General features: G+C 39.0%; 21 protein-coding genes. 2 read left to right on the top strand and 19 right to left on the bottom strand.

Annotated features, from left to right (window positions below; all coding sequences use genetic code 11):
• Nucleotides 1-4: 4 nt before the first annotated feature.
• The 12 genes from M028_RS0108180 to M028_RS0108115 form a co-directional block, all read right to left on the bottom strand.
• On the bottom strand, nucleotides 5-460 hold the full coding sequence (locus M028_RS0108180; RefSeq protein ID WP_026573479.1) for an N-acetyltransferase: 456 nt from the start codon (nucleotides 458-460) through the stop codon (nucleotides 5-7).
• Nucleotides 461-675: 215 nt separating this feature from the next.
• Nucleotides 676-1,614: a glutarate dioxygenase GlaH gene (gene glaH / locus M028_RS0108175; RefSeq protein ID WP_026573478.1), complete on the bottom strand. Its 939-nt coding sequence runs from the start codon at nucleotides 1,612-1,614 to the stop codon at nucleotides 676-678.
• Between the two features lie 306 nt (nucleotides 1,615-1,920).
• Entirely contained in the window at nucleotides 1,921-3,138 is a 1,218-nt protein-coding gene (gene lhgO / locus M028_RS0108170; protein WP_026573477.1) for an L-2-hydroxyglutarate oxidase, read from the bottom strand.
• Between the two features lie 15 nt (nucleotides 3,139-3,153).
• Nucleotides 3,154-3,810 carry a GntR family transcriptional regulator gene (locus M028_RS0108165; protein ID WP_051590970.1) on the bottom strand — a complete coding sequence of 219 codons (657 nt, stop codon included), beginning with the start codon at nucleotides 3,808-3,810 and terminating at the stop codon, nucleotides 3,154-3,156.
• A gap of 798 nt (nucleotides 3,811-4,608) precedes the next feature.
• Entirely contained in the window at nucleotides 4,609-5,511 is a 903-nt protein-coding gene (nikC, locus tag M028_RS0108150) for a nickel transporter permease (RefSeq protein WP_026573473.1), read from the bottom strand.
• 12 nt (nucleotides 5,512-5,523) lie between these two features.
• Complete coding sequence (locus tag M028_RS0108145; protein WP_026573472.1) at nucleotides 5,524-6,531, bottom strand: ABC transporter permease; 1,008 nt, start codon at nucleotides 6,529-6,531, stop codon at nucleotides 5,524-5,526.
• A gap of 88 nt (nucleotides 6,532-6,619) precedes the next feature.
• Complete coding sequence (locus M028_RS0108140; protein WP_026573471.1) at nucleotides 6,620-8,233, bottom strand: ABC transporter substrate-binding protein; 1,614 nt, start codon at nucleotides 8,231-8,233, stop codon at nucleotides 6,620-6,622.
• A 56-nt stretch (nucleotides 8,234-8,289) separates the two neighbouring features.
• Nucleotides 8,290-9,258, bottom strand: coding sequence for an ABC transporter ATP-binding protein (locus tag M028_RS0108135; RefSeq protein ID WP_026573470.1), 969 nt, complete (start codon nucleotides 9,256-9,258; stop codon nucleotides 8,290-8,292).
• Nucleotides 9,239-10,252, bottom strand: a complete 1,014-nt coding sequence (locus tag M028_RS0108130; protein WP_026573469.1) for an ABC transporter ATP-binding protein — start codon at nucleotides 10,250-10,252, stop codon at nucleotides 9,239-9,241. The genes M028_RS0108135 and M028_RS0108130 overlap by 20 nt, the downstream gene beginning before the upstream one ends.
• 307 nt (nucleotides 10,253-10,559) lie before the next feature.
• Entirely contained in the window at nucleotides 10,560-11,324 is a 765-nt protein-coding gene (gene aroD / locus M028_RS0108125; RefSeq protein WP_026573468.1) for a type I 3-dehydroquinate dehydratase, read from the bottom strand.
• Complete coding sequence (locus M028_RS0108120; protein WP_051590973.1) at nucleotides 11,324-11,821, bottom strand: shikimate kinase; 498 nt, start codon at nucleotides 11,819-11,821, stop codon at nucleotides 11,324-11,326. The genes aroD and M028_RS0108120 overlap by 1 nt, the downstream gene beginning before the upstream one ends.
• A 148-nt stretch (nucleotides 11,822-11,969) precedes the next feature.
• On the bottom strand, nucleotides 11,970-12,575 hold the full coding sequence (locus M028_RS0108115) for a hypothetical protein (RefSeq protein WP_155925522.1): 606 nt from the start codon (nucleotides 12,573-12,575) through the stop codon (nucleotides 11,970-11,972).
• A gap of 583 nt (nucleotides 12,576-13,158) precedes the next feature.
• Between M028_RS0108115 and M028_RS0108110 the strand changes: the two genes are divergently transcribed.
• Nucleotides 13,159-13,524, top strand: a complete 366-nt coding sequence (locus tag M028_RS0108110; RefSeq protein WP_026573465.1) for a DoxX family protein — start codon at nucleotides 13,159-13,161, stop codon at nucleotides 13,522-13,524.
• Nucleotides 13,525-13,564: 40 nt separating this feature from the next.
• Here the strand turns inward: M028_RS0108110 and M028_RS0108105 are convergent, their stop codons facing one another.
• The 3 genes from M028_RS0108105 to M028_RS0108095 are packed head-to-tail and all read right to left on the bottom strand — an operon-like array spanning nucleotide 13,565 to nucleotide 17,419.
• Entirely contained in the window at nucleotides 13,565-14,437 is an 873-nt protein-coding gene (locus M028_RS0108105; RefSeq protein ID WP_026573464.1) for a carbon-nitrogen hydrolase, read from the bottom strand.
• A complete protein-coding gene (locus M028_RS0108100; RefSeq protein ID WP_026573463.1) occupies nucleotides 14,434-16,047 on the bottom strand; it encodes an amidohydrolase in 1,614 nt (537 codons plus the stop codon). The genes M028_RS0108105 and M028_RS0108100 overlap by 4 nt, the downstream gene beginning before the upstream one ends.
• 13 nt (nucleotides 16,048-16,060) lie before the next feature.
• Complete coding sequence (locus M028_RS0108095; protein WP_026573462.1) at nucleotides 16,061-17,419, bottom strand: APC family permease; 1,359 nt, start codon at nucleotides 17,417-17,419, stop codon at nucleotides 16,061-16,063.
• A 255-nt stretch (nucleotides 17,420-17,674) separates the two neighbouring features.
• On the opposite strand from M028_RS0108095, the gene M028_RS0108090 reads away from it, so the two are divergent.
• The gene (locus M028_RS0108090; RefSeq protein ID WP_026573461.1) at nucleotides 17,675-18,415 is read left to right on the top strand and encodes a class I SAM-dependent methyltransferase; all 741 of its coding nucleotides are present in this window, start codon (nucleotides 17,675-17,677) and stop codon (nucleotides 18,413-18,415) included.
• Nucleotides 18,416-18,572: 157 nt separating this feature from the next.
• On the opposite strand, the gene M028_RS0108085 is transcribed toward M028_RS0108090, so the two are convergent.
• From M028_RS0108085 to hemG, 4 genes are all read right to left on the bottom strand, one after another.
• Complete coding sequence (locus M028_RS0108085; RefSeq protein ID WP_026573460.1) at nucleotides 18,573-19,277, bottom strand: hypothetical protein; 705 nt, start codon at nucleotides 19,275-19,277, stop codon at nucleotides 18,573-18,575.
• A 1-nt stretch (nucleotide 19,278) separates the two neighbouring features.
• Nucleotides 19,279-19,944, bottom strand: a complete 666-nt coding sequence (locus M028_RS0108080) for a hypothetical protein (RefSeq protein WP_197031391.1) — start codon at nucleotides 19,942-19,944, stop codon at nucleotides 19,279-19,281.
• 172 nt (nucleotides 19,945-20,116) lie between these two features.
• Nucleotides 20,117-21,556: an N-acetylglucosamine-specific PTS transporter subunit IIBC gene (nagE, locus tag M028_RS0108075; protein WP_026573458.1), complete on the bottom strand. Its 1,440-nt coding sequence runs from the start codon at nucleotides 21,554-21,556 to the stop codon at nucleotides 20,117-20,119.
• Nucleotides 21,557-22,088: 532 nt separating this feature from the next.
• Entirely contained in the window at nucleotides 22,089-23,471 is a 1,383-nt protein-coding gene (gene hemG / locus M028_RS0108070) for a protoporphyrinogen oxidase (protein ID WP_026573457.1), read from the bottom strand.

The following is a 23,471-nucleotide window of genomic DNA, read 5'->3' as shown; positions in this document are numbered from 1 at the left end:
GCGTTTATCCGATATATTTGATCATCGCTACTTCATCACAGCAATTAAACTTGGGGCAGTTCATACAATCGACCCAAACCTTTTCAGGCAAAGTCTCCTTTGCCACAATCTCAAAGCCACATTTTTTGAAAAACTCTGTTTCGTAGGTAAAGGACATTACACGGCTAATTCCAAGTTCAGGTCCATCCTCTACGAGGCGATTTACTAGTTTACGGCCAATCCCCTTCCCGGCATGCTCCGGAGATACAACCAAAGAGCGTATCTCTGCAAGATCTTGGCCTAATACATGTAATCCCGCAACACCTAGTATTTTATTATTTTCTTTCATAACATATAAACATTGTAAGTGCTGATAAAGTGATAAGTACGTACGCGGCAATACAATTTCTTTTTCAGCATAAATTTGAATTAATTTATAAATATCTTTTACATCACTGGTAACTGCATGATAAATATCCATCTGATTGCTCCTTTTGCAATAATATTATAAATATACAACTATATGTATTTTTACTCAATGAAAATATTTTAAAAATACAATATATTTATCGTGTTCTATTTTTCCACAAATGATTCTTTAAATAAAAAAGACAAATTCAATTCCTGAACAAAGGTCCAGTAAAATGAATTTGTCTGTATATTTACCCAAAGGGGTTGGGTACTAAATAATGATTTTTATTGATTAAATCGTCCGCGCTGACGAAGTAATTCCCGATTTAAGTTTGGATTCTTTTCAAACGCTGCACGGCCATGAAGCCAGAAAATATTATTAACAACAACAAGATCTCCAACTGGAAGTTCCAACTCCGTTACACTCTCGTCATTTTCCATTGAGGCAGACAAGTCACGAAGATATTTTGCTTGTTCAATTGTTTCAGGGTACACAAATTGATCGATAAAACACATACCAGGTTTGTTATTATAATTGAAAAAAGTTAGGCGCTCAATCTCTTGGTCGACATTTTTACTTCTTGGTGCTTTATAGGTAAATTTGTAGTTTGCTAACGGATGGCTAGTATAATAGTCGAGCTCCTTCCAGTCATCAAGATGTAATAATCGTGATTCCCCGCCAACTGCATTTTCTTCCACCATCTTCATCATCAATAACCAATCGGTAGGTTCATCCACAAACGTACCATCCGTATGGAGGGTAAATAAACGATACGCTTGGCGCAAATACGAATCACTGCTATCTGTATCCTTTACGCTAAACCGTGCATAATATTTTCCTGACATAGAATCATGGTTAGGACTTCCTAATAAATGAGAGATGGCTGTTGCAAAAATAACATATTCGTCTGTATTTTCGGTGACACCTTCTAAACCAAGGGTAAAGCCACCTGATTCCCTGTCATGAACAATGCCGCGAAGGATTTCACCAAACTCTTCTCCTACCTGGTCTAATAAATAGGAAGCTACAAGAATACGAGCATATGGTGTGTATTCCAAGTGCTGAACAGAATAATTTTCCTGGGCTACACGATTAAGAAATTTAACAATGCTATCTTTTGACAGCTGAATGTGGTATAAACGGTTCGTCTGTGGATGAACCTTTACTTCATAGTTTTCCGTTACTCTTTCAAATTTCGCGAATGTTTTTTCTGCAATACTCATGTTTCATTCCTCCGATTTTTAATGAATTTAGTATTTTAAAAAACAGGAAATATAAAAAAGCCAGTTGCAAAAGGATTCCTAAACAATAAGGAATTTACTTTTTTGCAACTGGCTTGGATTCACTTGATCGTTCTACGGAAATAGAATCGTAGCGAATAGGCAGTCTGTTATTATTTTTCCCATTTTCGATTATTTATAATTGTTCCCGATTTTGAATTGGTAGTTTTCAAAAGGAGAGCATACTATAAATATAAGTTACTTATATTATAAAACTTATAAACTCACTTGTCAAACTCTTTTTAATATTTAAACGATTATAGCGGATTTTATTATTTTTGTTTCTGCAGGAATCCGTTTTACGATCTCTTTCCCAATCTCTATTGATGCAGTTGCTGCCGGTGATGGGGCATTACACACGTGGATCGAGCGTTTTCCCATAATAATATTGAAGTCGTCTACCATATTCCCATCATACTTCAAGGCCTGGGCACGAACACCCGCCGGTGCAGGAATCAGATCATCTTCCTGAATTTCCGGTATTAATTCTTGAAGACTTTTGGTAAATTGCTTTTTACTGAAGGAACGGACATATTCTTCTAATCCTTCTTTCATAAATTTGCCGGCAAGTTTCCAAAACCCTCCGTAACTTAAAACTTCAGCAAGGTCTTTCGCATTAAAATCTGTTTTTTTATACCCTTCCCGTTTAAAGCTTAATACGGCATTAGGACCTGCATCGACTTCACCGGAAATCATCCTGGTAAAATGAACGCCCAAGAATGGGAATTTAGGATTGGGAACAGGATAAATAAGGTGTTTTACAAGATAGCGTTTTTCCGGTTTTAATTTAAAGTATTCACCACGGAACGGGACAATTTTCATGTCTGTTTTATAGCCTGCAGCTTCAGCGACACGGTCACTGTGCAGTCCGGCACAATTGATAACCATATTTGCTTTGATTGTGCCTCGTGAGGTTTCAATCGTCACTTGATCTGATTCCTCGTGGATTTTTTCTACTTTTGTATTTAATTGAATCTCACCGCCGTTTGCTTTAATGATCTCAGCAAATTTCTCACTGACTTGGCGATAATTTACGATCCCTGCCATTGGTACTCGTATAGCACCAACTCCATTTACATGGGGTTCAATTTCTTTTAATTCATCGGATCCAATGCGCTGTATATTCAAACCGTTTTCTAGTCCCCGTTTATGTAGATTCTCTAGAAGATGAATTTCTTCCTGTTTGGTTGCGACAATGACTTTTCCACAAATATCGTGTTCAATCCCATGCGTTTCACAGAATTCCCTCATCGATTGGCTTCCTTGTCGCGCAAAGCGAGCCTTAAAGCTGCCTGGCTTATAATAAATACCAGAATGGATTACCCCGCTATTATGACCGGTTTGATGTTGTGCAACAGCGGACTCCTTTTCAATTACAACCACTTTTGCATCGGGAAAACGTTGATAAATGGCCATACCTGTGGATAGACCAACAATTCCCCCTCCAATAATCGCAAAATCAAACATTGCAAATCCCCCTTTTTAGTTATTCAGCTCTTCCATATACTGAATTAAATTATTCTTTGTTCGTAAAATATGAAATTCCACGGCTGCACGGAGTTCTGCAGCATCCCCCCGTAGAACAGCTTCATAAATCATCCGATGCTCCCGCTGTGTTTCATGGTAATAATCAACTAGTAGATTCGGTGCAATTGGTGAGATTCCAAGGGTTTCCACCATTTTTTGAACCCTCGGCCATGGACAATCCTTCCGCAATGTTTCGTGAAAAGCAGCATTTAACTGAATATATTGATCATTGGTAGCATCTGATATTTCCAGTTCTTCCATTTGAATAAGGATATCTTTTAATCTTTTTTTATCATCCTCTGTTAAAAAAGGAAGTGATTTTTCAACAGCCAATCCTTCTAATAATGCACGTGTATGGTAGATTTCTTCAATGTTGTCTTTTGTAATCGGAGTAACTACGGCTCCCTTATGGGGAATCATTTCTACTAAACCTTCCATCTGAAGCTGTGTTAGCGCTTCACGAATCGGCATTCGGCTAACTTCTAGTCGTTCTGCCCACTCTTCTTGGATTAAACGGTCGCCTTTTTTCAATGTTCCATTCAAAATCGCTTTGCGGAGTCTCTTCGTTACGAATTTTACGATTGTTGACTTATCTTCACTTGTTTTACCCAAAATTTTATCCACTCCTCTCTAGATTGGATACAATATAATCAATATATCAGCAAAAAAGGCAATTTTCAATATATTTTTTATAATATTGGATACAATTATTTTTATTTGTATCCAATTTAGTTTTTTTAAGACCGAAGCATCTTTTCTTTTAAAGTTACTTTTGAAGGAGACAATTACCATTTTTAGTGAACATCTGTTTAGAATTTGAACGCATTTTGTTTACCCACCGGTTTTTCCTCATTATCTTCCACTTTAGAGTATTTACATTCCGGTTCTCTCCTTTTACCCACCGCTTTTGGTAAAATACCTTCCGCTTATCATTTAATCTATTGAAAACTAAGTTATCTTTCTTATTTAAATACCTTTTCGGATAGAAAATCACCATTTTTAGTAAAATAACATTGGGATTTTGAAACCTCATTTCGTTTACCCACCAGTTTTGTCTCTTTACCTACCACTTTGGAGCATTTACATTCCGGTTCTCCTCTTTTACTCACCGCTTTTGGTAAAATACCTTCCGCTTATCATTTAATCTATTGAGAACTAAGGTATCTTTCTTATTTAAATACCTTTTCGGATAGAAAATTACCATTTTTAGTAAAATAACATTGGGATTTTGAAACCTCATTTCGTTTACCCACCAGTTTTATCTCTTTACCTACCACTTTGGAGCATTTACATTCCGGTTCTCCTCTTTTACCCACCGCTTTTAGTAAAATACCTTCCGCTTCTCCCTTATTGAGTGGAAATCTTAGATTTAGCCAACTAAAAAAAGAGACTCTCATCGAGTCTCTTTTTTTATTGCTTCATCTTCGGATCCAGGACATCCCTCAATCCATCACCCATTAGGTTGAATCCTAGTACTGTCAGCATAATAGCGATACCAGGGAAAAACAATGTCCACGGTGCCTGTACAAGATATTGCTTGGAATCCGAAAGCATTTTCCCCCATTCTGGCGTTGGTGCTTGAGCCCCCAGACCAAGGAAACCTAATGCTGCCGCTTCGATAATCGCTGTTGCAATTGCAAGTGTTGCCTGTACAATTACTGGCGAGATACTGTTTGGCAGAATATGCTTTAACAGAATTCTCGTATCCTTCATTCCTACTGCCCGTGCCGCCATAATATATTCTTCCTGTTTAACACTAAGAACCTTTGAACGTACAAGTCGGCCGAAGTTTGGGATATTAATAACTGCAATCGCAATTAACGCATTTTGCAATGAAGGTCCCAAAATTGCCACAACCGCAATCGCTAATAGAATACTAGGGAAAGCCAGCATAATATCAAAACTACGAGAAATAATCGTATCTACCCAGCGGCCGTAATAACCAGCGACAATTCCTAAAAGTGTCCCAATAACTACAGATCCTAACACAGAGAAAAATCCTACCCATAAAGAGATTCTTGCTCCATAGACAATCCGTGAGAAAATATCGCGTCCAAAATCATCCGTTCCAAACCAATGTTTTCCGGATGGAGCCTGTAGCCTTTCAGCCAGCACCTGATCTTTATAGCTATACGGTGCGATTAAAGGTGCTACTATCGCTAAAACAATGAAAAATAGAACAATCGCTAAACCAATAACAGCTAATTTATTTTTGTAAAACGCTTGTACTGCTTCCTTCCACGGAGGTGTAAGCTTTTCTTCTTCAACGGCTGCCGAATTAATCTCGACTGTATTCTTTGCAAGTTCAGCCACTTAAAATCCCTCCTACTTCGTGTACTTTATTCGTGGATCAACAAATACATACATCAGATCCACAATTAAGTTGATTAAAACAAAGATTGCTGCAATAATCAGGATCCCGGACTGGATTACCGGATAGTCTCGATAAGCAATGGCGTCGTATAAGTAACGCCCAATTCCAGGCCATCCGAAAATGGTTTCGGTTAGGATTGCTCCACCTAACAATAGTCCCATTTGTAAACCGATTACGGTTAAAACAGGAATAACGGCATTTTTCAATGAATGCTTGTACACTACCCAAAACATTCTAAGCCCTTTTGCCCTCGCTGTTCGAATATAATCAGACCGCATGACCTCAAGCATAGTAGCCCGTGTCATCCTTGCGATGATGGCCATTGGAATGGTTGCAAGGGCGAAACTTGGTAAAACCAAATGCTTTAAAACGGTAGCAAATTGGTCAAACCTACCTTGTAGTAAGGTGTCGACTAGATATAAATTTGTAATTGCCGAAACCGGGTCTCGGACATCTTCGCGTCCAGTGGTTGGAAACCAGCCTAAGTGGATAGAAAACGCCCATTGCTCCATTAAACCAAGCCAAAAGATCGGAAGGGAAACTCCTACAAGGGCAAGGACCATTGCCACATAATCAAACCATGATTTTGAAAACCATGCACTGATAATCCCTGCATTCACCCCAATAACAACAGCGATAATCATTGCCACAACGGCAAGTTCAATCGTTGCTGCTAGATAGGGCCAAATTTCTTCATTGATTGGACCCCTTGTCCGTAATGAAGTTCCTAAGTCACCATGAAGGAGTGCTTTAATATAGTCAAAATATTGTATGTACCAAGGATTATTCAAGCCTAATTGTTCGGTAAGCGTAGCAATCGCTTCTTTTGTTGCTCTTTGGCCGAGGATTACCTGTGCAGGGTTTCCGGGAATAGCGTGGATAATGGCAAAAACGACTAGGGTCATTCCAAATAATACTGGGATTAATGAAAAGACACGGCGGACCGTATATGTAAACACTTTCTCACCCTCTTTTTTCAATGATGGTTTATGAGTCCGATGCTGTAGCTAACAAAAGGGGAGGCCAAGCTCCCCTTCCGCAACAAAATTACTTGAAGTATACGTTTGTAAATGGCTCAGATCCTGTTGGATGAGGAAGATATCCAGCAACATCCTTTGCAGCTGCCATTAATGGTGTTGAGTGAACAAGCGGAATCCACGGTGCATCTTCGTGAATGATTTCTTGAGCTTGTTTATAAAGATCATTACGTTTTGCTTGATCTGTCTCTGTTTGAGCTTTGATTAGAATGTCATGTAACTTGTCATTGCTATATTGGGAATAGTTATTACTTCCAATGCTGTCTTTATCTAATAATGTATAAATAAAGTTGTCAGCATCTCCGTTGTCACCTGTCCAGCCAAGCATATAGGCATCAAACTCACCTTTGTTTGCCTTGTCTAAGTAAGTAGCCCAGTCAACAGATTTAATTTCAGCCTTTACACCGATTTTGCTAAAGCTTTCTTGAATAACCTCAGCAACTTTTTGTGCTTCAGGCATATACGGACGTGCTACAGGCATTGCCCATAGATCCATCTTAAATCCGTTTGGATATCCCGCTTCAGCCAATAGTTTTTTCGCTTTTTCTAAATCATATGGATATTCTTGAATCGCATCGTCATAGCCTTCAATTGATGGCGGCATTGGGTTTTTCGCAGCAACAGCTTTACCACCGTAGAATGACTCTATGATAGCCTTTTTATCAACGGCCATGTTTAATGCTTGACGAACAAGCTTGTTATCAAACGGTTTACGAGTCACAGTTAAACCGATATAACCTACGTTCATGGAAGGACGCTCGATTACTTGTAAATTCGGATTCGATGTAACGGTAGCTTCGTCAGAATTATTAAGGCCATCCATGATATCAATTTCACCATTCGCTAGCGCGTTAAGACGAGCAGTATTTTCAGGAATTACACGAATAATGATTTTGTTTAACTTAGGTAAACCTTTTTGCCAGTAGTCAGGGTTCTTTTCAAGAACAATACGGTCATTTTGTTTCCATTCAACAAACTTAAATGGACCTGTACCAACCGGATTTTCTCTGAATTTATCACCATATTTCTTAACTGCTGTTGGGCTGGCAATTCCAAATGGAGACATTGCCAAGTCCTTTAAGAATGGAGCTAAAGGTCTTTTTAATACAAATTGAACGGTATTTGTATCTAGGGCTTTCACTTCTTTAATCACGTGGCCTTTATCTTTCTTATATCCACCAAACATTGTATAATATGGGAATTTATCAGCATCCCCGTTCATCCAACGGTCAAAGTTAAATACAACAGCATCCGCATTGAAGTCTGTGCCGTCATGGAATTTAACCCCTTGACGAAGGTGGAAGGTGTAAGTTAAGCCATCTTTCGATACTTCCCACTTTTCAGCAAGTCCTGGTTTTACAATTGTATCCTGCGGACCATAATCAAGAAGAGTTTCAAAAACGTTCTCTGTTACTCTGTAGGTTTCCCCTTCAGTCGTCGTAATTGGATCCAATGAAGTGGAGTCACCACCGCGTGCAAAGACAAGCGTATCTTTTTTCGATCCGCCACTCCCTGCAGTGTCTTTTTTGCTATCGGCATTATTACTTGTTTTACTGCTGCAGCCAACAAGGAACATGCTGATTGCCAGAATGGAAATCAGTAACAATTTCATTGTTTTTTTCATGCGTTCTTTTACCCCCAATTTCTCTTTAATAATTTTTATCATAAACGCCTCATACTTTACTCGTTAAACAAGTGGCATGCAACGTAATGACCATTCACATTTCGTTCTTCTGGTCGTGTCGTTTTACAGATGTCCATACATTCCGAACATCTTGTATGAAAAGCACATCCTGAAGGAGGATTGGCCGGACTTGGCAGCTCTCCCTCAATTAAGATGGTTTCCCGTTTAATATCAGGATCCGGAATGGGTACGGCTGAAAGAAGTGCTTTTGTGTAAGGATGCAATGGATTTTCGTATAGTTCTTCACTATCAGCTAATTCTATTAATCTACCTAAATACATTACGCCGACCCGGTCACTAATATGCCGGACAACCCCTAAGTCATGGGCGATAAAGATGTATGTAAGGCCAAATTCCTGTTGGATATCTTTCATCAGGTTCAATACCTGAGCCTGGATCGATACATCGAGAGCGGATACAGGTTCATCAGCGATAATCAGCTTCGGTTTCGTCATCAATGCTTTTGCAATCCCAATCCGCTGACGCTGGCCGCCGCTGAATTGATGTGGATAGCGCTTTGCGTGATAGCTGCTTAATCCAACTACTTCAAGCATTTCTTTTACCCGTTTCTGTCTTTCTTCTTTTGTTCCAATGCCGTGGACAATCAATGGCTCCTCAAGAATCTGTTCAACAGAATGGCGGGGATTCAAAGAAGCATAGGGATCCTGGAACACCATTTGGATATCCCTGCGCGTTCTTCGTAATTCAGATTTCGACATGCGCGTAATCTCTTTATCTTCAAAAATAATTTTCCCATCACTAGCCTCAATCAGACGCATCAACAGCCTTCCGGTTGTGGATTTTCCGCAGCCGCTTTCGCCGACGATTCCTAGTGTTTCTCCCTTTCTAACATAAAAAGAAACATCATCGACTGCCTTAACTTCTCCTTTTTTTCTGCCGAGAAGACCGCCCGTTATTGGGAAGTATTTTTTTAAACCGTTAACTTCAAGAAGTAACTCCGACATGTTTGTCACTCCTCTCCCCTGATGAATGTAATAAACATCTCACAACATGCCCGTCTTTATCCATTTGGTACAATTCCGGTGATTCTTCAAAACATTGTGAAAACGCTTCCGAACATCTCGCCGCAAATCGGCATCCCTTTTTTATCGTTCCTGGTGCCGGAACATTTCCTGGGATGCTGTATAATCTTTCTTTTTTTCCTCTCAGATCTGGTACGGATTTTAGTAATCCCTTTGTATACGGATGCTGCGGATTTTTAAGGATGGTTCGTACATCGCCTTGTTCGACGATTTGGCCGGAATACATTACAATGACTCGTTCACAAATTTCGGCTACGACTCCTAAATCGTGGGTAATAAGAATGATGGATGTGTCTGTTTTTTTATTTAGATTCTTCATTAATGCAAGGATTTGTGCCTGAATGGTTACATCCAGAGCTGTTGTCGGTTCGTCGGCAATCAGCATTCTTGGGTTACAGGCCATGGCCATTGCAATCATCACACGCTGCCTCATCCCACCGGACAGCTGGTGTGGATACTCTTTAAGAATTCCCTCAGCCCGTGGAATACCAACTAGCTTTAATAATTCAATGCATCTCAGATTTGCTTCTCTTTTGGAAAGATCTGTATGTAATTGAATGGCTTCAATCAGTTGATTTCCAATGGTAAATAACGGATTTAGTGATGTCATCGGTTCCTGGAAGATCATTGAAATTTGATTCCCGCGGATTTTTCGCCACTCTTTCTCCGATAATGAGGTTAAATCCTTTCCTTCAAAGGAAATTTCTTCGGCTTCAATTTTTCCCGGAGGAATTGGAATTAAGCCCATGGTGGTTAAGGAGGTTACGCTTTTCCCACTGCCTGACTCCCCAACAATTCCAAGAATCTCTCCCTCTTTTAACTCGAAGCTGATTCCATCTACCGCAGGGACGTATTTCTTTCCTGATAGAAAGGAAACTTTTAGGTCTTTAATTTTTAGAATAGGGTCTTTGCTCACGTTTACACCTACCTGTAAGTAAATTATTTTATGTATTTCTGAGCCTTGAAAATATTATAATATAATAAATATTATGGGAATTATGACATATTTTTATTATATCGACATTTTCTGAATATGGCAATAATTTTAAAAATATTAATATCTTTATTTAAATAAAATAAAAAAGACCTGCTCCAACGCATTTTCACTTTAAAGCGCTGGAGACAGATCGAATTGTTCTTTACTACTATTTTCTAGTTGGTTAATCTTTAATCTAATTCTAATATAACGTTTAAAAAAAGAGTTTTTTCTTTTAACCTACTGATTATAAATTATTGTGTAAAAGTGATAATACTTTTCTTAATTCAATTACATCAATTTGACCTGGAGCAGAAGATTTCTTTGCGGCTCCAAAAGTCAGTGCTGAACCGAACAGTTCTCCTGCTAATCGGCTGATTACGCCTTTTCCAGCCATTGACATGGTGATAAAAGGACGATCAGCATGCTGTTCATTCATAGTGTTGGTTGCATCTAATAAGGTTAATACATCTGCAGGACTTCTTGGCATGACGGCGATTTTCGGTAAATCACCACCTAATTCCTGAGCTTTTTGCAACCTTGTTATGATTTCTTCTTTTGGCGGTGTTTTTTCAAAATCATGATTTGATAGAATGACCAACACATTATGCGCATGGGCAAATTCAATTAAGCTTTTAACTGTTGATTCCTCATTAAATAGCTCAACATCAATCAAATCAACTAATCCTGTTTCGGCTATTCTTTTGTTTAATTCTAGATAATCAGCCAGATTGATTTCCTTTTCTCCGCCTTCTTTAGCACTTCGAAAGGTAAAAATAAGGGGCATGCCGTTTAGAATTTTTCGGATCTCACTAAGTGCTTCCTTCACTTTTTCGATCTGCTCAACATGAACGAAGAAATCAACACGCCATTCTACGAGATCAGCGTCAATTGTGTTTAAATATTCGGCTTCTTCTATTAATTCTACTAATGTATTTCCTACTAATGGAACACAAATCTTTGGCGTGCCTTCTCCAAGTGTATTTCCCCGAACCGTAATCGTTTTTTTCATTATAACCCATTCCTTTTTTCGACCAACTTTAATGAGTCGATGATTTCCTCAGCAGTTTCTTCCGGCCCCTTATGATCCGTTTGAATTTTAACGTGGTGTCGTACATAAACTTCCTGCCGTTTATAAAATAGTTCTTCCATTTCCTCCAAAGACTTTCCTTGCAATACAGGACGGCTATCAATAATAAGGCTGATGCGATCCTTCCAACACTCCCAGGATATATCTAGGAATAGAACCGTACAAGTGGATAAACAGATTTGACGGATTTCCTCTTGCAGGAATGCCCCGCCGCCAACCGAAATAATCTGCCTGCCCTGATTGCATTTATCGGTTATAAGACTTTTTTCTTTTTCACGAAATGTCCTCTCTCCATATTGCTTGAATATTTGCGATACAGGTAGATTAAATTCATTCTCGATTTCTTCATCTATATCAATAAATTCCCGATTTAATTTTTCAGCTAGGATTTTTCCAACCGTGGTTTTCCCAGCACCCATAAAACCGATTAAGACAATGCTTTTTTCTTCTTTTTGCAAAATTCTTCACTCCCGAAAGCCTAAAATAGCAACTTGTATAAAGTATAAGCTTTGGATGATGGTAAAAACAATTGATAATTCTGAAAAAGTTTCACAACTGTTTCCTCATTTAAATTTTCCTCAAGTAAGCGAAATTTCTATAAAGAGCGAAACTGATCAAAAAGGTTAGAAGTGAAAGGATTATAGCGATACTTGAGAATGCAAGCACATAGGCATTGTATTCTGCGATTCTGCTAATAATGGTAAACGTATCCATTTTAAAAATTCCCGCCGCAAAATTAACTAAAATTAACACAAAGAAGATCATTTGAAGTCCTTTTGTTGAATTTTGGATATCTGCCCTACTTAAGCCAATATGTCCGGAAATACAGACAGCGAGAACTAGGAAAATCCAAAACAATGGATTGATTAAATTTTCAAGAGTAAAAATACTTTTGATGATTGAAATAACAGAAGCACCAACGGCTTTTAAAACATTTACATCCATGGTTTCAAAAGATACATGCAAATGTATTTCAGATCTTACGGTGTCAAAGGATTGCGGCAGCAAAAGGTACATTCCCAAAAGCAAGGAACCAATACCGCTAAAGATTGGCCCTAAACCAATAAAAAAGTTCCCTATCTGTTGATAGGTACTATTGGGATTGTAATAGTGCTCTACATATCCTAGGACTCCATCCGGGCTATTAAACTGCAGGAATTTCACTCTAGACACTTTGTGCCCCCATATAAAGCACATGATTAAATGACCGAGTTCATGAATCGGTGTACCAATCCAGGCTGTCCAAAGCACACCTCTTACTCCAAAAGTCCGAATCAAAAATTTGTTCGAGTATTTCTCAAGTATCCCAAGGATCAAACCGACAACAATTATAGCTCCTACAAGATATAACAGTTCTATAAAACTAATGAATAAGGTATATATTAAAGAAGACAGAATATTCATCCTGCTTTGAGCCCTCTCAATCAATTTAATTTCCTATCCTCAGCTAAACTTAACCAAATATTTACATTGCTTTGATTATTAATTTGCATTTTCTGGTTAAAATGAAACTATAAAGATAGATTTCTAAGGAGGGATAGGGGCTTGCACCAATTTCTGAATGTTCTTTTCCTAACGTATGTGGCCTCATGTTTTTTCAAAATCTTTTATTATTCCTTTGTTAATGTTAAAAAATAACCCATTTCTTCTCATTCTTCAACTTTTTTCACTCCAGTATGATCAGAAATCATTCAAATAATTTTTCTGTAATGGTTTGTCCTCCTACTTGCATACCCTTTTATAAAGGGGGATTGCCATGTTTCGTTCATTTACAACCTTTAAACTTATTCGTTATGCTGTCGCCTACGTATTTATTACTTCCGGTTTTATGAAATTACTGAATGCAGACTTAGCCAATCATTTTATCGTATTAGGCTTGCCTTATCCGAATATTCTACTGAACACTGTTATTCTCCTTGAGATTGTCTGCGGGATCCTAATCATGCTCAACAAGAGCGTTCGAAATGCAGTGATTCCGTTAATCGCTATCATGATCGCTGCTATCATTTTAACCAAAGTACCAACCATCCACACAAGTATTTTACAGTTTGCCTTCAATGCACGCTTGGATATTGTCATGCTAATCCTGCTTATTGTTCTATATAATCGGAATCCAAATTGAAAAATCCCCCTTTGCCAAGGGGGATTTTTTTGACATAAACCTACAAATTTCGGGTGGTGACAGGCACCAATGACTTTTCAAGAATCGGCCCATAAGTATCGGTTCGTCGATCTCGTAAAAACTGTAATAGGTTTCTGGCAAATTCGATTTCTTTTAAATTGATGCTTTGAACTAGTATTCCTTCTTGTTCATCCAAGGAAAGGATGATTTCTCCCATCGGGTTGCTGATGAAGCTGCCGCCGTAAAAGTTCATGTCTTTTTCTTGGCCAACCCGGTTGACTGCAGCTACAAAGACACCATTATGAATTCCATGTGCGGAAATCGCCTTCGTCCATGCAGTCCTCGTCGAAAGCTCCGGATGATCCGGCTCGGATCCGATTGCAGATGGATAGAAAAGGATATCCGCACCCTTCAATGTCAAAATCCTAGCAACTTCAGGAAACCACTCGTCCCAACAAATACCGATCCCGATTTTTCCAAATTTCGTATCATATACCGGGTAACCAGTATCTCCCGGTGTAAAATAATACTTTTCATGATATTGCGGACCATCCGGAATATGATTTTTTCGGGTTGTTCCTAAATGATTGCCTGCCTCATCAAAAACTGCTGCACTATTAAAATAAACTCCTTTTGCTGCCCATTCATAGAATGGGACAATTAACACGATTCCAAGTTCTCTGGCAAGCTCCTGCATTTCCACAATCGCTTCATGATCATGCGGGATAGCTAACTGATAATGATCCACCGAAACCGTCTGGGCAAAATATTGCGCATGATAGAGCTCCTGCAAACAAACAATGTTTGCACCTTGCGCTGCTGCTTCCCTCACCTTTGCTTTTGCCTTTTCGATATTGATTTCGACCCTCTCATCACATGTCATTTGCACCAATCCAATTTTCACAGTACTCATAAAGAAACCTCCTCAACTATTTCATGGACAACCTTTCCGTCAACCATGGTAAAAACTACTTTTGTATTTTTAATTTCCTCATACGGAACCTCAAATAGATTCCGATCAAGGACAATAATATCTGCTAATTTACCAGCTTCTATCGTCCCAAGTTCCTGTTCACGGAATGAGCCATATGCTGGTACAGACGTATAGGAAAGGAGTGCATCCTTTAGAGAAATTCTCTCCTTCGCATCCCACACTACTCCATCATCATCCAATCTAGTAACCGCGCGATAGATTCCTGGAAACGGATCCAATTTAACGACAGGATAATCCGTACCAAAAATAACCTTTGTACCCTGATCCAGCATCGTCTTTAATAAATAATTATGTTTCATTCTTTCTGGCCCAATTAATTCCTCGTAAACATCTCTTGCTGTCACATTAATATGCTCTGGCTGTACAGAGGCAATCACACCTAGTTGATGGAAACGCTCAATATCATTCGGATCAATCATTTCCACATGCTCAATCGTATGGCGGGAGTCTCTTTCCCCATTTTCCTTTTGTGCTGCTTCAAATGAATCCAAAGCCAATTGAACAGCTCCATCCCCAATACAATGGAACCGCACCCGGAACCCTTCCTTATCCGCCTCAACTGTCCACCTTTTAATTGTTTCCTCCGGAAAAACGGTGCTCCCTTTGGTTGCCGGATTATTGGTATAAGGTTCTAGCAAATAAGCAGTATAGCTGGTGGTTACGCCATCAGCAAACTGCTTAAAACCGCAGAATTGAACCATATTACTTTTATATTTTTCTCGTAAACTTTTAGCGAGCTCCAGATCACCGTTTAATGGAGCAACGAAATGAATTCGTGTCGTCAGTTTTCCTTCTTTTTCATAGTCAGCGTAGAGTTCTGCTTCTTCTGTACTCATTTCCGGAATCCGCAATAAGTCATGGACCGAAGTCACCCCGCATTTTGCGGCCTCCGTTAAAAAGTTATTTAGCAGTTTCTCTTTTACTTCGAGACTAATCGGCAGTACCTTCGTAACAAGTCCAACAGCATGTTCCAGTAATAATCCAGTCGGCTCACCGTTTTCATCTTTAACGATTTCCCCATATGGCGGGTTTTCCGTATATCGATCGATACCAGCTAATTCCAGTGCCTTAGAATTCACCCAGGCACTATGGAATTCTGCTTGATACAGAAGGACTGGGCGATTCGGAATAACCTCGTCCAAATAGAATCGATGCGGTTCCCCTTCCTCCCATTCATTCTGCTCCCAGCTGCAGCCAATAACAAAAGGATCATCATTTTTTGAATCGGCATATTCCTTCACCATCTGGGCCGCTTCCTTTGCCGATCTGGCTAAATGAAGTCTGACACTATCATTCAATAAACCTCCCATTAGGAGATGAATATGAAAGTCATGAAAACCAGGCATAATTAATTGATCTTCAAAATCGTAAATCTTCGTCTGATTACCAATATAATCAGAAACATCCTGTGATTCTATGACTTTAACAATTTTATTTTCTTTTATGAGGATGGACGCTGGTACCGGTACATCTGAAGCACCTGTGAAAACTGCGTTCCCACGAATCATAATGTCTGCTTTAAGTTCCAATTTCTATCTCTCCCTATATAGTTAAATCATTGCTAGAATCTTCAGTAAAATCTAGCTGTGGCGGCTGAACACGAAATAATTTTGTTTTATATGCCAGATAGGCAATCCCTACAGCAGTCCAAATTCCTCCTAAAGTCATTGATTTAATATCCAAATCACTCCATAGTTTTATCGAAATGATGGCTCCAATTAATGGAATAATCAAATACAATACAATTCCTTTTAACGACCTTTGCTTTCCTTTTATAAAATAATGAGCGATTACACTTAAATTTACAAAGGTAAAAGCGATTAAGGCTCCAAAATTGATAAAGGAAGTAATCGTGACAAGGTCCGTAAACAACGCCGCTAAGGCAAAAATACTTACTAAGACAATATTGTTAACAGGTGTTTTAAATTTTGGATGGATATAGGCAAAAAACTTTTTCGGTATAACGGAATCTCTGCCCATTGCGAATAAAATTCTTGATACACTCGCATGTGAAGCCATTGCAGAGGTAAAGGCACAAACAACCATTGCAGCGATAAAAAGTGCATTAAAAAAGGTTCCGCCAATCAATTTTGCTACTTCAATCGCAGCCGTATCAAGATTTTTGTATGAAGTAAAATCCGGGTGAATTAAATGTGAAAGATATGAAATGAAGATAAAACAAGCTCCGGCAAAAAGCGTTACAAACATAATGGCCTTCGGGATCGTTTTTTCCGGTTTAATCGTTTCTTCGGCAAACGTCGTTAAAGCATCGAACCCCAAAAACGATAAACAGAGAATTGATGCCCCTGAAAATACGGCTATCAATGAAGTATGTTCAGTCGCAAATGGTGTTACTGAAAACAATGTTCCTTGCCCTGTTCCACCTAAAAGAGCCTTTACACTTAGGATTACGAAAAAAATGAGTACGAGGTATTGAAAACCGAGAAGAAGCATGTTCATAGTCACTGTTACCTTCGTACCTATCACATTGAAGACGGTTACAAGAACAATCATGCTAATTATCCAGACACTGAAGGGAATGGACGGAAAATAATCTGTTAAATATAGAGCTATGATGAGAAAGTTAATCATCGGGATAAATAAATAATCCATTAAAATAACCCAGCCAACCATGAAGCCTAGGTGTGAGCTGATCGATTTTTGTGTGTAGGAATAAGCTGAACCTGCAATCGGAAAAACCTTTCCCATTCTTCCATAGCTGTAAGCGGTAAACAGCATGGCAATAAGGGCAACTATGTAAGCAGAGGGTGTTGCGCCTTTCGAAATGGACTCAACAATTCCGAAGGTGGAAAAGACGGTCAATGGTGCCATGTAAGCAAGGCCTAACAATACCAGATGAAAGAAAGTTAACGACCGTTGTAATTGAACGGGTTTTTGCATCTATCATTCCTCCTTTTTTTAAAATAAAATGCAATTTTTGTGCCAATCCCGAGAGCGCTATTGGTGACTGACTTTTCAGAAAACACATTATATTTCGAGCCCCTTAGTTATGCATAATTAAATAATATATGTAAAAATGCATAATTTGCTTTTTTACCAGAAAAATTCTCTTGTATTCGAACGATTTTAGGTACAATTCGTCATTATTTTCAGACACCCATTGTAAAATAAGTGTAAACGATTGGAGTGTCAGAAATGAATATATTTTTTGAAATACACAGAGATATTCCTAGAGAAGGTCCTGGAAATAATGAGTCTACTAGAAAAGCCTATCAATTAATTGGAAAGTATGTTTCACAACCAGTAATTTTAGATATTGGCTCCGGCCCTGGAATGCAAACGATTGAGCTTGCCGGTATTACGGACGGCAGTATTTTAGCTGCTGATTTAAATGAAGATTTTTTGAAAGTCCTTGCTGAGCGTGCTGAAAAGCAAGGGTTTTCGAAAAAAATTGACCCTCAAAAGGCTGATATGTGCAATCTTCCTTTCGAAGAGGAAAAATTCGATGTAATTTGGTCGGAAGGAGCGATTTACATTATTGGGTTTGAAAAGGGATTAAAGGAATGGAAACGGTTTGTTAAACAGGATGGGATTGTGGCCGTTACGGAATTTACCTGGTTGAAAGACAATGCCCCAAAGGAAGCAAGAGATTTTTGGGACGAAGCCTATCCTGGAGCGGGTACCATTGACTCGAATGTACAAGTGGCTGAGTCACTGGGATATCGGCTCATTGATTCGTTTGTTTTACCCGAGTCCGCATGGTGGAAAGATTACTATACTCCTTTGGAAGACCGGCTCTCATTGCTTCGAGAAAAATACAAGGACCATGAGGATGCTCTAAAAGTAATTGACGATACCCAGCAGGAAATTGATTTATATCGAAACTATCATGAGTATTATGGATACGTTTTTTATTTATTTCAAAAGGTAGATTAAAGCAAAGAAATTCCCCCTCAAAATATGGGGAATTTCTTTTTCTATGCAGTACCGCATAAGTATAGCTATTTTGATTTAGAAATTTCACAGTGACTGGAGTCAATTTCTTCGCGCTGATGAGGCTTAAAAAAAGAAACAGGTTCCCAAGTCCTGTTCCTCATTCGATTTCATCTTTATCCAAAAATCTTACCATTTCAATGTGATCTCCATAATTTGAAAACCCATTACCGATTAGATCTTTAGGAGACAGCACCTTGTTTTTTGAATCATAGGGAACCCAGCCAAAATTCAGCTGATCATTTTTAGATGTACCCTGGTCAATAAACGAATTCAATACTACCACCCATTCCATTGGGATTTTCAACACCCCATATGGTTTGGTCTGGAATGAGATGTTCTTCTCCATTTGAATCCTAGGTAAATAATGTTCTTTCCCGTCTGTTATAAAAAATCCCCTGTCTCTCAACATATAAAACTTACCATCACTCAATTTACTATCCGGATCCATATTCCAAGTAAAATAGTACGTTGACGGGTCATCGAGGTTAATTTTCCATAATTGTGGTTCACCTGTTGTATTGATCGATTCAAGTTCCCATTTACGTTGATTCCACGCCCATGAACTTGCACCGTATTTGTCTCCTTTTGATATATACGGCACAAATACATGTTTTTTATCAAGGGGGATTGTATCTTGAATCTTGCTTGCAGCAGCTTCGGGGAAAAGTTTATTAATCTCGCTAATTAATTGTTTTTTTGCAGGGAATGGGCTTAGAATTTGAAAGTAATACCCATAAACCATGACAGCTGCGAAGACTAATAAGACTAAACTTCCAGCAACCCATAAACTTTTTTTCAACAACTTAATTCCCCCTTTGTAACAACGAATTTTGGGAGCGAAAATAAAGCTGTTCATTCGGTGTAACAATTAGTAATCCTTTACCTTCATTTTTAACATAAACTATTACCTTCAAGCCGCTGCCAAACTTAGGTGAGGAGCCAATAAGCTGGTAAGGAAATCGTTCATATTTTTTCTTTGAATCCATGTTGGAATAAAACCAGTCTTCACTATAGAGAGGTTCTTGTATCATAGTATCAAGCTGCTTTTGTAAGTTCTCCTTATTTAGAGAATCATCTTTTGCTGGGGAATAAATTTTAACAAGCGAAGCCTGATTAATATTGGAAATATAGGTTGATACCTCGTTTTGAGGATATAACGTTTGCTGAACAGGGAGGGTAACAAAAGATGTAAGTAAAAATATAAAATTCGCCCAAAACCCCAGCCAAGCAAATTGACGATAAATCGTCCAGGAATCCCCCCTTCCTTTTAATATCCAGTATAAAATCCACACCCCAAGCGGCAAAATCGGAAACTTAATCTGCGTCCCAGACATATTCCAATTAATCGTAAACGAAAAAATACCGATAATGATGGCAACAATCGCTTTCCATTTCGTTGGCTTAACAGTCCGTTTTTTATACATTTGCAAGGCAATGGTGACAATGATAGCCCATGCCACTGCTCCCATTAATAAACCGACCATAGAAAAGGAAAAATCAAATTTTATTATGTTGAAGCACCTCCCTATATAACAGAAAGGAATATTTTAACAACTAGTAAAACTACAATAACACATATATCATCTAGCAATCTATAAAAAATAAGTGTCCCAAAATTCCTTTCAGGACACCATTAGAACCTTATTTCCTCAATTTATCGATTTCATCAGCCACAAATTGCACTTGAGTTCCAACCACTACATGAATGTTTTGCGGCCCAACAACTATCACACCCGGAACACCCGTTGCCTTAATCTTGTTTTGATCCACAGCACTCATATCTTTTACTTCAACTCTTAATCGGGTTACACAATTTTCAACAGAAGATACATTTGCATCTCCACCCAAGCCTTTATAAATTTTGGCTGCAAGCCCTGCAAATTTTCCTCCGCTCATAACGGACCCAACGGCTTCTTCATCTAAATCCTCTTCTCTTCCAGGTGTCATCAAATTAAATTTCACGATGATGAAACGGAATAAGAAATAGTAAATAACGGCAAAAACTAACCCCTGGACAAGGAGCATATACGGTTGATTGGCGATTGGAATTTTCAAGCTTAAAACAAAGTCAATCAATCCAGCGCTGAAGCCAAATCCGGCGGTCCAATGGAATAAAGCTGCTACAGCTAAAGATATACCCGTTAATACAGCATGAACCAAATAAAGGACCGGTGCGACAAACATAAAAGCAAATTCAACTGGTTCTGTCACTCCTGTAAAAAATGAAGCAAATCCTGCTGCCATCATTAAAGAGGCAACTTGTTTCTTATGCTTCGTTTTTGCGGTATGATACATGGCGAGCCCTGCAGCAGGCAAACCAAACATCATTACAGGGAAGAAGCCTGCTTGATACATACCGGTAACACCTTTAACCCCTTTACTCGCCCAGAAGTTCCCAATATCGTTAATTCCGGCAATATCAAACCAAAAGACCATATTTAAGGCGTGATGTAATCCTAATGGAATTAATAATCGGTTGAAGAATCCATATAGACCAGCACCAAGAGCACCTAATTTACTAATCGCTTCACCGAAGGAAACCAGACCGGTAAAAATTACTGGCCAGACAAAGTAAAGTACGAGGGAAATGAGCAACATGGCAAGAGAGGTCATGATCGGTACGAGCCGTTTACCGCTAAAAAAGGCTAGTGCATCCGGTAATTTTACATGGCTAAAACGATTATACGTACGGGCAGCGACAAGACCTGAGAGAATCCCAACAAAGGCATTTTCGATTTTTCCAAAAGCAGGGTCGACTTTAGCTGCGTCAATACCTTGTAACATCGCAACAGAACCGCTTGAAAGCAAGGTGGTCACGACCAGGTAAGCCACCAAGCCGCTTAGTGCCGCCGAACCATCCCTCTCCTTTGCCATACCCAATGCAACTCCAACGGCAAAAAGAATCGGGATATGATCGATGATTGAGCCTCCTGCTTTAATTAAGAAAGCCGCTACTGGACTGCCAGCCCCCCATCCGGTTGGGTCAATCCAATAGCCAATCCCCATGAGGATGGCTGCGGCCGGCAATACAGCAACAGGTAGCATTAAGGAACGACCAATTCTCTGCAGATATTTCTTCATGTTAATTCCTCCTGTTAAAAGATTCTAGAAAGCTAACAACCAATTAACATCAAAAAATAGTTTAAGAATGAGAAAATATAATGCCCTTAAATAGTAAATTACCTTAGGTCTCGCTCGCCATGGACCACCCCCTCCATCATAATTTTTACTATTTTATTACTCCACAACCGTTAAAATACATATTTAGTCAAATTCATAGGGTGAAAGGAAAAAGTACTTAATAGATTTCTTTTTTAGAGGCAGTGTTATATTTGGTTGTTGATTTCCGCTCCAGGATGCTCTTTTTCCGCGGGGCGGGCGGTGAGCATCCTCGGCGCTTTAGCGCCTGTGGGGTCTCACCTGTCCCGCTGTTCCCGCAGGACATTGAATGACATCCTTGAATCCACCCACGCACGAAGAAAATGCGTTAGCATTTTCGAGGAGTCTCGCACCTTCCGCTCCAATCAACTTTGTTTAAAAATCAACATTGTCTTTTACAAAGCCTAGAAAAAAGAAAAAGGATAGCTACACACATCAGCTATCCTCTTCAATATTAAAACATTTGAATGATTTTCCTTGCCGAATCCACCCCATTTTCGATACAGTCAGGGATCCCCACACCATAATAAGAACAACCTGCAAGGATGATTCCAGGGTAATCAGCCGCCATTTTGCTTTCAAGTGCTTCAACACTTTTTGGATGGGTAATTAAATAATTCGGCATTTGATCAGTCCATTTGGTGATTTCACTGGCAACTGGCTTTGCTTGGATTCCAAGGCTTTTACGGATGTCGCCAAGCGCAACCTCGAGCAGTTCTTCTTCATTCATTTTCTCTAACGAAGCAAATGAAGGATGGCTGCTTTTATAAAAGAGTCTGACCAACAGGTTTCCGGATTTTGAAGTGTGCTCCCATTTCCGGCTTGTCCATGTACAGGCATTGCAGGACAATTCATCCGTATTCGCAGTGATATATCCCGTTCCATCCGCTGGAAGTACACTGTCGGGGATATCAAAGCCTAGATACGCACTAATTAACGAACTATTTTTCAATCCTGAAAACCTGCTTTGAAGATCCTGGTCATTGATTAACGATTCAGCAGCCGTATTTGGAATACTTAGCACGATGTAATCCGCTTCGATAACTTCCTTATTGTTTAGAAACAACTGATAACGGCTGCCCTCTTTTTCAATTTTATTGACTTTTGTATTTTTTAAAATTTGAGCTTCATCCAGCTTTTGCTCATACGCGTCAATCAGTGAACCTAAACCATTTTGAAAAGAAAGAAACTTCCTTTCTCCGCCTTTAAATTTTTGTTTATTAGCTTCAAGTCCTTTTATGATGCTTCCGTATTTTTCCTTATAATCAATCAAATATGGAAGAGTAGATTTGATCGTTAAGTCACTGAGTTTTCCGGAATAGACGCCGGAGAGGACTGGGGCAATTTGTTTTTCAACCAATTCTGTTCCTAAGAAATGCTCAAGAAAGGATCCGATGGAGTCATTTTTTGTAAATGTTTCATTTTTTGTATAAAAATCCTTTAGTGCTGCCACTTTTCCATCTGCAGAAACGAGCGTGCTCTTCGCCAGCGATTCAATGCTTGCCGGAATTCCAAACACTGCATCCTCTGGAATTGGATTCAATTCTCCATCACTGTAAATAAAGGAAATACCTGTCGCATTATAAACCACTTCTTTTTCCATCTCAAGTTCTTCGATCACCGTTATGTTCTCCATTTTACGGGCGACAATGGAATCCGCTCCTGCTTCCATTACAAATCCATCTTGTTTGACGGTTCGGATTTTCCCTCCAAGCTGATTGGAAGCTTCTGTAAGAATCAGCCTGACATCTGCCCCATTCGCCTTCTTCCATTTATGTAATTCATATATGGCCGATAACCCCGTAATACCGCCACCGATTACTACGACTGTTTTCAC

The organism is Bacillus sp. UNC438CL73TsuS30, from assembly GCF_000482325.1.
Lineage (GTDB): Bacteria > Bacillota > Bacilli > Bacillales > Cytobacillaceae > Neobacillus.
Note: the sequence above shows the minus strand (reverse complement) of the source record. Positions and strands in the feature narration are given on the sequence as shown.